The sequence below is a fragment of the Rhodococcus sp. BH5 genome, assembly GCF_027583855.1.
Taxonomy (GTDB): Bacteria; Actinomycetota; Actinomycetes; order Mycobacteriales; family Mycobacteriaceae; genus Rhodococcus_F; species Rhodococcus_F qingshengii.
This window is the reverse complement of the sequence record NZ_JAJHVW010000006.1, coordinates 219,150-232,147: the sequence shown is the minus strand read 5'-3', so window position 1 is coordinate 232,147 and position 12,998 is coordinate 219,150. Positions and strand designations below refer to the sequence as shown.

General features: G+C 62.4%; 11 protein-coding genes. 3 read left to right on the top strand and 8 right to left on the bottom strand.

The genetic code is table 11. The annotated features are described in order from the left end of the window. Genes RhoBH5_RS17570 through RhoBH5_RS17550 form a run of 5 tightly spaced genes read right to left on the bottom strand, consistent with a single transcriptional unit; the run spans position 1 to position 5,144 of the window. A complete protein-coding gene (locus RhoBH5_RS17570; protein ID WP_007729501.1) occupies positions 1-903 on the bottom strand; it encodes a LysR family transcriptional regulator in 903 nt (300 codons plus the stop codon). A gap of 30 nt (positions 904-933) precedes the next feature. Next, positions 934-1,746 carry an enoyl-CoA hydratase/isomerase family protein gene (locus RhoBH5_RS17565; RefSeq protein WP_193594920.1) on the bottom strand — a complete coding sequence of 271 codons (813 nt, stop codon included), beginning with the start codon at positions 1,744-1,746 and terminating at the stop codon, positions 934-936. Beyond that, entirely contained in the window at positions 1,743-2,504 is a 762-nt protein-coding gene (locus RhoBH5_RS17560) for a crotonase/enoyl-CoA hydratase family protein (RefSeq protein ID WP_007729507.1), read from the bottom strand. The genes RhoBH5_RS17565 and RhoBH5_RS17560 overlap by 4 nt, the downstream gene beginning before the upstream one ends. A gap of 37 nt (positions 2,505-2,541) precedes the next feature. Beyond that, positions 2,542-3,588, bottom strand: a complete 1,047-nt coding sequence (locus RhoBH5_RS17555; RefSeq protein WP_030537195.1) for an MBL fold metallo-hydrolase — start codon at positions 3,586-3,588, stop codon at positions 2,542-2,544. Beyond that, positions 3,585-5,144 (bottom strand): long-chain-fatty-acid--CoA ligase, encoded by a 1,560-nt coding sequence (locus RhoBH5_RS17550; protein WP_270008593.1) that lies wholly within the window; start codon positions 5,142-5,144, stop codon positions 3,585-3,587. The genes RhoBH5_RS17555 and RhoBH5_RS17550 overlap by 4 nt, the downstream gene beginning before the upstream one ends. Positions 5,145-5,346: 202 nt before the next feature. On the opposite strand from RhoBH5_RS17550, the gene RhoBH5_RS17545 reads away from it, so the two are divergent. Further along, positions 5,347-6,276: a LysR family transcriptional regulator gene (locus RhoBH5_RS17545; RefSeq protein WP_030537197.1), complete on the top strand. Its 930-nt coding sequence runs from the start codon at positions 5,347-5,349 to the stop codon at positions 6,274-6,276. Here the strand turns inward: RhoBH5_RS17545 and RhoBH5_RS17540 are convergent. After that, positions 6,210-7,100: a LysR family transcriptional regulator gene (locus tag RhoBH5_RS17540; RefSeq protein WP_030537198.1), complete on the bottom strand. Its 891-nt coding sequence runs from the start codon at positions 7,098-7,100 to the stop codon at positions 6,210-6,212. The genes RhoBH5_RS17545 and RhoBH5_RS17540 overlap by 67 nt on opposite strands. A gap of 182 nt (positions 7,101-7,282) precedes the next feature. Between RhoBH5_RS17540 and RhoBH5_RS17535 the strand changes: the two genes are divergently transcribed. Then, the gene (locus tag RhoBH5_RS17535; protein ID WP_192712199.1) at positions 7,283-8,953 is read left to right on the top strand and encodes a chitobiase/beta-hexosaminidase C-terminal domain-containing protein; all 1,671 of its coding nucleotides are present in this window, start codon (positions 7,283-7,285) and stop codon (positions 8,951-8,953) included. Positions 8,954-9,003: 50 nt separating this feature from the next. On the opposite strand, the gene RhoBH5_RS17530 is transcribed toward RhoBH5_RS17535, so the two are convergent. Beyond that, positions 9,004-10,194: an acyl-CoA dehydrogenase family protein gene (locus RhoBH5_RS17530; protein ID WP_030537200.1), complete on the bottom strand. Its 1,191-nt coding sequence runs from the start codon at positions 10,192-10,194 to the stop codon at positions 9,004-9,006. 309 nt (positions 10,195-10,503) lie between these two features. Between RhoBH5_RS17530 and RhoBH5_RS17525 the strand changes: the two genes are divergently transcribed. After that, entirely contained in the window at positions 10,504-11,724 is a 1,221-nt protein-coding gene (locus tag RhoBH5_RS17525) for an acetyl-CoA C-acetyltransferase (RefSeq protein WP_007729531.1), read from the top strand. A 5-nt stretch (positions 11,725-11,729) separates the two neighbouring features. Here RhoBH5_RS17525 and RhoBH5_RS17520 read toward each other — a convergent pair whose 3' ends face one another. Continuing rightward, positions 11,730-12,926 carry a CaiB/BaiF CoA transferase family protein gene (locus RhoBH5_RS17520; RefSeq protein ID WP_003940302.1) on the bottom strand — a complete coding sequence of 399 codons (1,197 nt, stop codon included), beginning with the start codon at positions 12,924-12,926 and terminating at the stop codon, positions 11,730-11,732. Positions 12,927-12,998 lie beyond the last annotated feature (72 nt).

The following is a 12,998-nucleotide window of genomic DNA, read 5'->3' as shown; positions in this document are numbered from 1 at the left end:
TCACTCCTCTTCCGTGGACGGAACGGCGGAGGTGGCCATTTCCGCAGCCGTCGCGATGAATGCAGCGGCCGCCGGGGATTGCTCGCCCGAGCGATAGACGATACCGACGTCGCGTGTCAGCGGCGGATCGAAGGAGAAGGCGCAGACGTCTGTCATCTGCTGTTGTGCAACCCTTCTCGGCACTACAGTGGCGCCGATTCCTCGACGCACGAGTTCCCACGTGGTCACAGGGTGGACACAGTCCACGACTACGTTCTCGGCGCCTTCGCTGAGCAAGCCCCGGAACTGATTCGATTGATCACCGAGATCGACCACAAGCGGCAAACTGTGCAAGAGCGCTCGCGGAACCGGATCCGCCAACGGCGTTGCAAGTCGGCCGGACAACGACGCATGGGTGGCGAGCACCAACTCCTGAGTGGCAATCGGAGCCGTGACCAAACCTTCGTACCCGATACTCAGATCGGTGACGCCGACCTCGGCCGACCCTCGCCGCAACGCATTGTCGACCCCGGCCGGGCCGTACGTGTCGAGAACACGCACGACGATCTTCGGGAAGTTGGCCCGGAATCGCCGGACCAACTCGACCATCGGATCGATCGAGAACGCCGAGTACGAGACGACGTCGACACGACCGAACTCGAGTTCGCGAACGGCGGTCACTTTCGCCTTCGCGCGCTCGACGTCGGCAAGGATTCTCCTGGCCGCGAGATCGAACGTGCGGCCCGCGTCGGTAAGAACCAACCGCCTGCCCGTCCGGTCGAACAGCGTGGCGCCGAGTCGACGCTCGAGCGTACGAATTGCCTGTGACAGCGAGGGCTGCGAAATGTAGAGAGCCTGAGCGGCCTTCGTTATCCCACCGTGGTCGACAACAGCGACGAAGTAGGTGACGAAGTGCAGATCCACTCATCCATCATACGACCAGCGATCCGTCGCTCACTCCACCCGAGTTGCCCCTGGTACGGCCCACTCTCCGGTGAAGATCGGCTCCCGCTTTTCCACGAAGGCACGAACCGCGTCGGTGGCATCCGTCGCAAAATTGACCGCTTGCGCCCTCGCCTCGTTGTCCAACGCCTCCCGCAACGAGAGGGAGGTGTGATGTTCGAGCATGGCGGCAGACTGACTCAGTGCGGCCGGCGGGCCGGCGGCGAGCCGCTGCGCCAGTGTTGACGTGTGTTCGTCCAGCTCGGCCGGTTCGACCAGATAAGTCACCAACCCGAGCTCGTAGGCTTCCTGTGCGTCGATCGTCTCGGAAAGCATCACCAGTCGCTTGGCTTGTTGGAGGCCGACCAGTCTCGGCAGGATCCACGAACCACCGAAGTCGACAGACAACCCCCGTTTGGCAAAGATCTGGCTGAACTTCGCACCCTTGGCCGCCACGACGAAGTCGCAGAGCAACGCCATGTTCCATCCGGCTCCGACGGCAAACCCGTCGACCTTCGCCACCAGAGGTTTGGGAAACTCACTCAGTGCGATTGCCGTTGCGTTGATGACACGCATGCGATCGAGCGGGTGCGACGAGCCACGCTTGTCCAGATCGGAGCCCGCGCAGAAGGTCCCATCCGCGCCGGTCAGGATCACCGAGCGAATCTGCGCGTCCTCTTGAAGTTCGAGGACTGCTTCACGTAGAGCGATCCAGGCGTCGAGATCGAGAGCGTTGCGGCGGTGCGGCCGACAGAGAACAATCGTCGCGACAGCACCGTCTCGTTCGATGCTTACGGCCGCACGCTCGATCGTCTCGGCACTCATGAACCACTCCACACGGGAGAGCGCTTCTCGGCAAATGCCGTGGCACCCTCCTTGGCATCACGAGAGGTGAAGACCGGATCGATGAATTCGCGTTGCGCGACAAAGGCATCCGGATCGGTGTACTTGGCGGACATTGCCAGTACCTGCTTGGTCGCGCGAACAGCCAGTGGACCGTTAGCCGCTACTCGGGCCGCAAGCTCGCGTGCGACGGTCAGCGCCTGTCCCGGTTCGGCGAGCCGATTGACCAAGCCGTGATGATGCGCCACGGTGGCACTGAGTGGATCCCCCGTGATCGCGATTTCCATGGCCAACTGATACGGAAGAATTTTCGGCAGACGTAGGAGTCCGCCGGCGGCCGCGGCAAGTCCCCGCTTCACTTCGGGCAGGCCGAATTTCGCGTCCGTGGACGCCACGATCAAGTCGGCCGCCAAGGCCAGTTCGCAACCGCCGGCGAGTGCCCAACCTTCGACGGCTGCGATCAGCGGCTTCGACGGCGGTGCCTCGGTCAGACCGGCAAAACCACGACCCGGTAGCGATGGCCGCTCTCCGCGCGCAAATCCCTTCAGATCCATACCGGCGCAGAAGGTTCCACCAGATCCGGTCAGAATGCCGATGGTGAGATCGGGGCGTTCCTCGAACTCGTCGATCGCGGCGGCGAGTGCCTGTGCGAGTTCCAGGTTGACCGCGTTCTTGGCCTCGGGACGATTGAGGGTGATGACGGCAACGCCGTCGGCGAAGTCGGTGAGCACGACGCTCATGTTCGGTTCCTACTTCCGTGATGAGATTCTTGAAAGGTCACTGCGCGCGAATGCTCCAGCGCACGGGTGTGCCGCCGGACGGTGTCACGATCTCCCGCTTGGCCAAAACAACAAGATGAGCATGGGTTTCGCGGACTGCCAAGCGAAGTAGTCGCGGCGACATCTGTTCGAACGGGCGAGACCAGGAGATCGTGCGTGAGAGTTCCCAGGCCGTGGATTCAGGCTCATCCTGCACCGCAGCCACGATCTCCGCCAATCGCTCCTCGTGATGCCCCATCAATTGACGTGCACGATCGGCGATCCCACGGAATCGATATTCATGTGCCGGAAGCACTTCGCACTCGCCCAGTGTTGTCGTCGCCTCGAGCGAGAGAAGATAACGATGAAGTGGGTTCTCGAGTTCACCGGGAATCGTGGAGATGTTCGGGCTGATCCTCGGCAGCATGTGATCGCCGCTGAACAACAAGCCTCTGTCCTCTTCCACGAAACAGAGATGTCCGGGAGTGTGCCCCGGTGTCCATTGGGCGCGGAGATTCCAACCGGGTAGGTCGAGTGAATCCCCTTCTCCCAGAACAATGTCGATGGTTTCGTGCTCAGCGAACCGCACCAGGTCGACCCGAGACGCGTCGAGCACTTCGGCCGGTGCGCCGAGTTCGGACAACTGCAGGTTCCAGCCACTGATGTCGTCGCGGGTCTGTTCGGGCCCGTGGTACCCGAGGAGCGTCGCGTCGGCCACGTGCATCGCAAGTGTCGCGCCGCTGACCTGCCGAAGACGCGGCGCCAGACCGAAGTGATCGGGATGCAGGTGCGTGATTGCCGCATAGCGCACTTCGGAAACGTGGTATCCGATCGATGCTATGCCGTCGACGAGAGCCTGCCAGGACTGTTCGTGATCCCAACCGACGTCGATGAGGGCAAGTCCGTCGTCGAGCGCGAGTGCGTAGACGAGTACGTAGCGCAAAGGGTTGTCCGGCATGGGAACAGGGATCGACCACAATCCGTCCCGCACCTGTTCGACCGGTGGAAGAACTTTGTTCGCCCACGCCTCACGTTGTGCGACACCGACGTCTTCGGTCACGATCATGATGCTTCTCCGCTCGCGTTCAGCATGGTCCGCAGGCTCGACTTGAGCAGTTTTCCGCTCGCGTTGCGAGGTAGGGAGTCCACGAAATGGATCTGGCGAGGTTTCTTGTACGACGCCAACTTCGCTGTGCTGAACGCGATCAACTCGTCGATGCTCGGCACGTCGGCACCGTCGACCAGTTTGACCACTGCGGTCACGGATTCACCCCAGCGCTTGTCGGGAACCCCGACCACCGCGACCTCGGCTACCGAGGGGTGCTCGGCCAGAATGGATTCCACCTCGATCGGATAGACGTTCTCTCCGCCGGTGATGATCATGTCCTTGAGTCGATCGGTGACGAACAGATACCCCTCGTCGTCCAGATGGCCGGCGTCCCCCGTTCGGAGGAAACCGTCGTGGGTGAACAATTCGGCGGTCTCACGGTCACGTCGCCAGTATCCGCGAGTGTTGTTTCTACTGCGCGCGACGATCTCACCGGAATTATTGGGCGGCAATTCCTCACCAGTGGTGACGTCTCGAATCGAGATCTCGACGCCGATCATCGGCTTGCCCGCAGAGCGAAGCAACTCCGAACGCGGCCCGCTCACATGACGGTCGTAAGCACGAAGGACGGATACCGAACCCGTCGTCTCGGTCATCCCGTATCGCTGAACGAATTTGCAGTTCAAGACAGTCATCGCGTGGGCGAGGAGCGCCGGAGTGATCGGTGACGCCCCATAGGCGACCACCTCCAGGCTGGTCAGATCGAAACTGTCGAGAGTCGGCAGATCTACCAGCGTCTGAATGACTGCAGGCACCAGAAATGCGTGGGTGACGCGGTGGGTCGCGATGGCATCAGCGACCCGAGCAGGCGCCATGTCTCCGAGCAGCACCAAAGGCACTCCGGCCGACAAGCATGTACTCATCCAGCCGGCACCGGCGATGTGAAAGAGGGGAAGTGCATCGAGTGCGACTGCATTCGAACCGAATTCGTAGACATCGAACCCCTCGGGCTCGTTGTACAGATTCCGGTGCGTGGCCACGACGCCCTTGGGCCGGCCGGTTGTCCCGGACGTGTACAGCTGCAGAACTGCTGCGTCCGGATCGTGCCCGTGTCCGGGGTCGACACCGGTCCCTGATGCCACGAACTCCGCCCAGGTTCGCGAATCCGGCAGGCCCCCTGCAGCTCCCACGGTTATGACCTCGATGTCCGGCAACGCTGCGGACATCGCCGCCGCCCCCGCGGCGAACTCGTCATCGACGATCAAGACGTCGAGCTCCGCGTCCTCGGCGATGTCGACGAGTTCGAGTGGGTTGAGCCGCCAGTTCAACGGTATGAACACAGCGCCTGCCTTCGCACATGCGATGAAGGTTTCCGCACCTTCGAGCCCCATACGCAGTAGCGCACCGACACGAGCACCCGTTGTGGTCACTTCTGCCAGCGCACTCGCCAAGGTGCTGGTCTCGCCATCCAGCTCAGCCCAAGTCAACGTTCGGTCGCCGCACGTGATTGCCGGATCGGACGGCCGTGTCGACGCCGAGTGGCGTATCCGGTTGGGTAGGTGAAGCTCGCTCACATCACGCTCCTGTGTTCCAGGTACTCACCGAGCACGAACCGCGGTCGGTGGTACTGGAACAGTCGACCATCGCTATGGCCTGCGCCACAAAGACGAGAAGGCGCACAGAGCCATAGCTCAGACCTATGTCCGCAGGTCGCAGCAAGTCACCGCCGCCAAGGCTCCGTCATCTGGGAGAATTCGTCAGATGCAGGCACCCGGCATGGACATACGCAGCGCGCAGTATCTCGTCGCGGTCGTCGATCACGGCAGCGTCACTGCCGCCGCGGACGTCCTGCGTATCTCGCAACCGTCCCTCTCGCAGGCCGTGCGCAACCTCGAACGAGCTCTCGGAGCCACACTCTTCGAGCGCACCACTCGCGGTCTGGCTCCCACCACGGTCGGACTGGCAGTTGCCGATTCTGCCCGTACGTTGCTCGCCGACGTTGCTCGGGCCGAGGCCGCGGTGGCTGCGGTAACCGCTTTGCGCGCCGGGGAACTCGCCATAGCAGTTCAGTCCGATCTCGCCATCGACCCTGTTGCAGAGGTCGCCGGACGCCTCCATCTGACGGCACCCGGAATTCGGTTCTCCACGAACGCCTCCGCCAACGCACAGGACGTGCGCGCGCTCGTCAGAGCAGGTACGTGTGAACTCGGGTTTCTCGAGACCCACCCGGGTGCCGAAGTCTCCGACGGGCTTCGAGAAATTGCCGTGAGCACCCAGGAAACGGTCTTGTCGATCCCCATTCGCCTGGCCACAGACCTCCCCGATCCGGTTCCGCGCACCGCGGTCGCGCGCCTGCCGATGGTGGTCGAGGCATCCGCAGTTCGGCGCGGGCACTCGATCGACGACGATCTGGAACTCACCGACGTCGTCGTGGAAGTGCCAGATCGCCTTGCTGTCCGGGAAATGGTCGGGCAAGGTGTAGGCGCCGCGCTGCTGCCCAGATCGATCGCCGAACAAGACTCCCCGGCATCTGAGGTTCGCTCGCTTTTCCCACCGATCACCCGGCAGACGATCTTGGTCTACCGCGACGGCCCGCTCTCACCGGCCGGGTCTGCGTACATCGAGAACATCTCCCCACGTCACAAGCCCTCCACGAACAGCCTGCCCAACGGCGAGAGCGTCTCCGGATCGAACTCGACGCCGTAATTCAGTGAGATCGCCGGCTCCACCGGAAATATCTCCGCGCCGGACGCGACCGACCTCTCGGCCAACGAACGCTCCATGAATGCCATGCCCAAACCAGCAAAGACGAACGCGCCGACGGTCTCCCGCTGCGCCAACTCCGTCGACATCCGAGTCCGGGCCCCGGCGGCCTGCAGAGACGACTCGATGGCAAGGCGAGCCCGCGAGTGTTTGAGCACACCCACCACGGGGAGATCGGGCAATGCCGTCAATGACACCGGCTCTCCCGCAGCGGGTTTCACACCATTCGGCCAGACGTCAGGATGAACCCCCGACGGCACTGCCAGCCAGTACTCGTTCACCCCCAACACTTTCGTGGACAGCGCCGACATGTCGGGTGGCCAGTAACTGAAGACCACCTCGCACGCGCCGTCTGCCAACACCTGCTCAGACGTTGCACCCTGCGGCAACTCACCGACCCGAACGGTCACAGCAGGCCACCGCTCACGAAAGTCTGCCACGATGCGTGCGATCGGACCTTCGAGACCATGTGCCGCGGAGCAGATGTCGAGCCGGCCACGAGGCTCGTCGGCCGTACCGATCGCGACGTCGAACGCGGCCGCGCTGCTGCGAGTCATCTGCCTCGCCGGCCCTACCAACGCCCGACCTGCTGCCGTCAGCACCAAACCGCGACCGACGCGGTGAAACAGTTCGACTCCGAGTTCACGCTCGAGGCCACGAATACCCTGCGACAGCGACGGCTTGGTGACCGACAGATTCTGCGCAGCCGTCGACAAGGACTCACCACCGGCAACGGCAAGGAAGTACTCGATCTGACGTAGGTCCACTCCATCGACTTTGCCATAAACGCAGCCGGGTATACCGGTACCAAGCACTGCAGGGTGTTCACACACGCTTCATTAATCGGACATTCAGGACACACCTTCTTCTACCCGGCGCCACCTACCGTAATTGGTCCAGACCAATTACGGATAGGTCTGAACCACCGCGTCGAAGACAAGGAATCCTCGTGAGACGTACGACCATCGCGATAGCAGCCGTGACAGCGGCTCTCGCCGTTCCCGGCATCGCCCCCGCCGAATCCCACGCCGAACCCGGCTGGGGCAGTTCGTCCTTCGAATGGGGCAGCTCTTCGGGCGAGAACAACACGCCGCCCGCAGCGCCCGGCGTCAGCGTCCCCGGCGGACGGTACGAGCACCCCGTCGACCTGACCTTCACCGCCGAGCGCGGCGCCACCGTCCGCTACACCGTGGACGGAACGACACCCACCACCGACAGCCAAGCTGCCACGCCGGGACGTCCGCTGCACATCGCGCAGGACACCAACGTCACTGTCGCAGCTTTCCGAGGCGATCACGCGAGCGCGGCCGTCTCGTTCGGCTACCTGATCAAGACGTCGGAAAAGCCGCTGGCTCAGGTCGTCGTGATGTCCGACGTCCACGTCGGCGATCACGCGAACAACGACAAGAAGTACGAAAGCTTCTTCGACACAATCGGTTCCATCTTCCCGAAACCCGACGCTATCCTCTCCAACGGGGACATGATCAACGACAACGGAGACGGCAAGGGGCCCGACCACAAGATCGTCGCAGAAATCTTCCAGGCAAACCTCGCCCGGAAGGGCATGAACGACACACAACTCCTGATCTCCAACGGCAATCACGATGCAAGTCTCGCGGCGATCAGAGCCGGGTACCCGGCGGAGTGGTTCCCGGATTCCGGTGGCGGATACTACGAATCCGACGTCAATGGTGTCCATCTCTTCACGGTCAACACCGAAACCTACAACAATGATTCAGCGCAACGCAATTGGCTGAAGTCCCGCCTGACCGAAATCACCGCGGAGTCCGGGAACCTGACCAAGCCGATCCTGGTCCAGGGACACCGGCCGGCAAGCAACACAGCCATGGACGGGCAGCAGGCGTCGAACCCTCGATTGACCGAAGACCTGAGTGCCTTCCCTCAGGCAATCTTCTTCTCCGGGCACTCACATCTGAACAACAACGACGACCGGTCGATCCATCAGCGTGACTTCACGTCGGTCAACGACGGCTCGATGTCGTACATCGAAATCGATCACGGCTACCAGATGGTGACCGAGTCCGGTCTCGCGAACCGTTTCGAATCACCCACTGCCCAAGCGCTCTTCGTCGAGGTCTACCAGGACCGCACGGAAATCAACCGAATCAACATGGCGGCAGACAAGCACGACATCTACGCCGGTGGCGCGTGGTCAGCCAACTGGCAGCCGCCGTACTCGAGCGCGGGCACGCTGAGCGGTTCGGGGTGGACGGTCGAACTCGACGGGTCGACCAACCAGCAGATCAAGGACAACTTCCGCTACACCTCGGGCGCACGGAACACGCACGCGCCGGAGTTCACCTCGAGCACTCCGCTCTCGGCGACGACCGGCGAAAACGGTGCGACCGCACTGAGGATCGCGCAGGCCAAGGACGATCAGATGGTGCACCACTACGCCGTCGAGGTCACGGACACAGCCACCGGAGCGAAGGTGGTCTCGTCGAAGGTGCTCTCGGACTTCTACTTCATGCCGCGGCCGAACAGCCTCGACATTCCGATTCCCGACGCCGCAGCGGGCACCGCATACGAAGCCCGCGTCGAAGCCGTTGACGCATACGGCAACCGGTCACCGGTGACAACCCTGGCCTTCACCCGCTGACCCGACACGACAAAGCGGCACCGCGCATATTCGCGGTGCCGCTTCTCGGCTCAGTTGTACGTGCGAAGCAGGCCCTTGCTGATGATCTGCTTCTGGATGTCGCTGGTGCCTTCACCGATCAGAAGGAACGGCGCCTCACGCATCAACCGCTCGATCTCGTATTCCTTGGAATAGCCGTATCCGCCGTGGATACGGAAGCTGTCCTGGGTGACCTCCGAGCAGAATTCACTCGCCAGATACTTCGCCATACCCGCGGCGACATCGTTGCGCTCACCCGAGTCCTTGAGCCTGGCAGCGTTGACCATCATCAGATGTGCCGCTTCGACTTTGGTGCCCATCTCGGCGATCCGGAACGCGATGGCCTGATGCTCGGCGATCGGCTTGCCGAAAGTCTCGCGTTGCTTGGCGTAGGTGACAGCCAGTTCGAAAGCGCGCTGGGCAATTCCGCAGGCACGCGCGGCGACGTTGACCCGGCCGACCTCGACGCCGTCCATCATGTGCCGGAATCCCGAGCCAGGGGTGCCACCGAGAACCTCCTCGGCTCCGATCTCGAAACCGTCGAAGATCATCTCCGTGGTGTCGATTCCCTTGTACCCCATCTTCTCGAGCTTGCCCGGAATGGTCAGGCCCGGGAGTACCTCGCCGAAACCTGCGGGTTTCTCGATCAATATCGTCGTCAGATTGTTGTGCGGCTTCTCCGCGCCCTCGTCCGTCTTGACCAGGACTGCCACCAAGGTCGAGGAACCCCCGTTGGTCAGCCACATCTTCTGGCCGGTGATCACGTAATCGCCGGAGTCCGTCCGCTTCGCCCTGGTCGATATGGCAGCAACATCGGAACCGAGGGCAGGCTCCGACATGGAAAATGCACCGGTGAGTTCCCCGGAAGCCAAACGCGGCAGGTACTTCGCCTTCTGTTCCGGCGTCCCGTGCGCCGAAATCATGTGAGCCACGATGAAATGCGTGTTGATGACACCGGACACGCTCATCCATCCACGGGCCAATTCTTCGACGCACAGCGCGTAGGTGAGCAATGATTCGCCGATACCCCCGTACTCGGGGTCGATGGTCAGTCCGAACAGACCCATGTCCTTCATCTGCTTGACGATGTCGGTCGGGTACGTATCCGAGTGTTCGAGTTCCTGCGCCGCGGGGATGACCACACGATCGACGAACTCGCGTACCGCCCCGACGATATCGGTCTGAGTTTCGGTCAATCCCGCCGTCTGCGCCAAACGAGTCACTGTTCCACCTGTCAGTCGGTACTTCGCGCCCTCCCGGTCGACGAAATTGATTCGACTCCAGGAACTTTCATCCCGCCGCGACGTGTGTGCGGCAGAGACGCTGTATCCATTCAATCCCCGAAGGGTATATGTGTCAAAGTCGATTTCGCATACGAACCGTATGGCGGAAACTATGTCCGAACAGGTCGTTCCTGCTGTTGACAACCGCGCCACGTGTGCTGGATATTCGAGAGGCCAGGTCGCGGTGGGCCCTTCGATCGGCCCGTTCACGCGACGCATTCCCCACTCTCCTCGAGACAGGCGCATTCCATGCACGACGCAGTCATCTGTGAACCCGTTCGCACCCCGGTGGGCGGATTCGGCGGAGTCTTCAAGGACGTTCCCGTCACCACACTCGCCGGCACTGTTGTGCGTGGCCTCGTCGAACGAACCGGCATTGCGTCCACCGATGTCGACGACGTCATCTTCGGTCAGGGGTACGCCAACGGAGAGGCCGCGGCCATCGGACGAATCGCGGCACTCGACGCCGGTCTCGACGTGTCCGTTCCCGGAATACAACTCGATCGCCGTTGCGGTTCGGGATTGCAGGCGATCATCTACGCCGCGATGCAGGTACAGACTGGGATGAGTGATCTGGTCATCGCCGGCGGCGCCGAGAGCATGAGCGGAACCGAGTTCTACTCCACCGACATGCGTTGGGGCACGAAGCGCCCTTCCGTCGAGTTCCACGACCGATTGGCCAAACCGCGCACGAACTCCGGCGGAGTCAACTTTCCGGTGGAAGGCGGCATGATCGAGACCGCCGAGAACTTGCGCCGGGAGTACTCGATCACCCGCGACGAGCAGGACCGATACGCGGTGCGATCGCACGAACGGGCCGTTCACGCCCAGGACAGCGGGTATTTCGACGACGAGACCATTCCCGTTTCGGTCCCCGGACGCCGTGGTGAGCAGACAGTCGTCACCCAAGACGAGCATCCGCGCCGAGGGATACAACTGTCCGATCTTGCTGCACTGCGCCCCATTCGAGGTCGCGTCGACCCCGAAGCAACAGTCACCGCCGGAAACGCCTGCGGCCAGAACGACGCCGGAGCCGCGGCCATCGTCACCACTGCGGCCAACGCCGAACGGCTGGGCCTGCGGCCGTTCGCGAAACTGGTCAGCTGGGGTGTGGCCGGTGTGGAGCCGAACCGGATGGGCATCGGACCGGTGCCTGCCGTGGCGAAGGCTCTCTCCCGTGTCGATCTGTCGCTGGACGACATCGACCTCATCGAAGTCAACGAGGCCTTCGCCGCCCAGGTTCTCGCGTGCGCCAAAGCCTGGGGATTGAGCGCGCAGGACATCGAAGAACGCTTCAACGTCAACGGTTCCGGAATCTCGCTCGGACATCCTGTCGGCGCTACCGGTGGGCGGATCCTCGCCAATCTGCTGCGCGAACTCGACCGGCGCCAGGCACGGTACGGGATCGAGACCATGTGTATCGGTGGCGGACAAGGGATTGCCGCGGTGTTCGAGAACCTGCGACGCTAGAAGCGTTAACCGATCGATCCGTCGCGGCGAAGTTCCGCGATCCGGTCGCCCGTAAGTCCCAACTCGGCCAGCAGAGAATCCGTCTGCTGGCCGAGTGCCGGAACGTCACCCATGCGCATTTCGACATCCGAATACGTCATCGGAGGCAGCACGGCATCGATCGGACCGTTCTCGGTGCCCACGGACCGCCATCTGGCACGCTTCTCCAGCTGCGGATGTTCCAGCAGACCGGCCATGTCGTTGAGTGCCGCGGCCGGAACACCAGCGGCGGCCAGACGCTGATCCAGATCTGTCGTCGAGTACAGACGCGTCAGAGAGCCCACCAATTCGTCTACCTCGCCACGGTTTTCGACGCGCACGATGTTGGTGCGGTAACGCGGATGATCGACCAGATCCTCTCGCTCGAACACGTCCACCATCAGCGCTCGCCATCCACGGTCGTTCTGGACGCCGATCAGGATTTCGCCGTCGGCCGTGGGATACGAATCGTAGGGAACGATCGCGGCATGGCCGAGACCGACACGTGGAATCTGCTTGTCTGCATACATTTTCATGTACATCGGATGACCCAGCCACTCGACGGTGGAATCGAACATCGAGACCTCGACGAGCGCTCCCTTGCCCGTTCGCTCTCTACGGAACAGGGCGCTCAGAATCGAAGTCAGCGCGTACATTCCTGCCGCGATGTCGGAGACCGGGATGCCGGTCTTGGTGGCCGTCTCCGGTGTGCCTGTCACGGAGATCATTCCGGTCTCGGCTTGGACCAACATGTCGTAGGCCTTGCGCTCGCGCCGCGGGCCGGCACTGCCGTAGCCGGACATGTCGATCACGATGAGCCGTGGGTATTTATCGCGCAGTTCCTCCGCGCCGAACCCCAGTCTCGCGGCTGCGTCGGGAGCCAGGTTCTGCAGGAACACATCGGCTCGCGCGACCAGATCGAGAAGGATCTGCCGGCCGGCGTCCGACTTCACGTCGACGGCGATCGATTCCTTGGAACGGTTGAGCCACACGAAGTGTGATGCCTGACCGTGAACCGCCTGGTCGTAGTGACGCGCGAAGTCACCCTCGCCGACGCGTTCTATCTTGATCACCCGCGCACCCATGTCCGCGAGATGTCTGGTGGCGAGCGGTGCCGCCACCGCCTGTTCGAGTGCAACTACGGTGATTCCGTCGAGCGGAAGATCCGAGTTCGGCTGTCCCATGTCAGTAGTCACCCCAGAAGTCTTACACCCAGAATTCTCACACTCTGAATTCTTGCACTCGAACAGGACGGA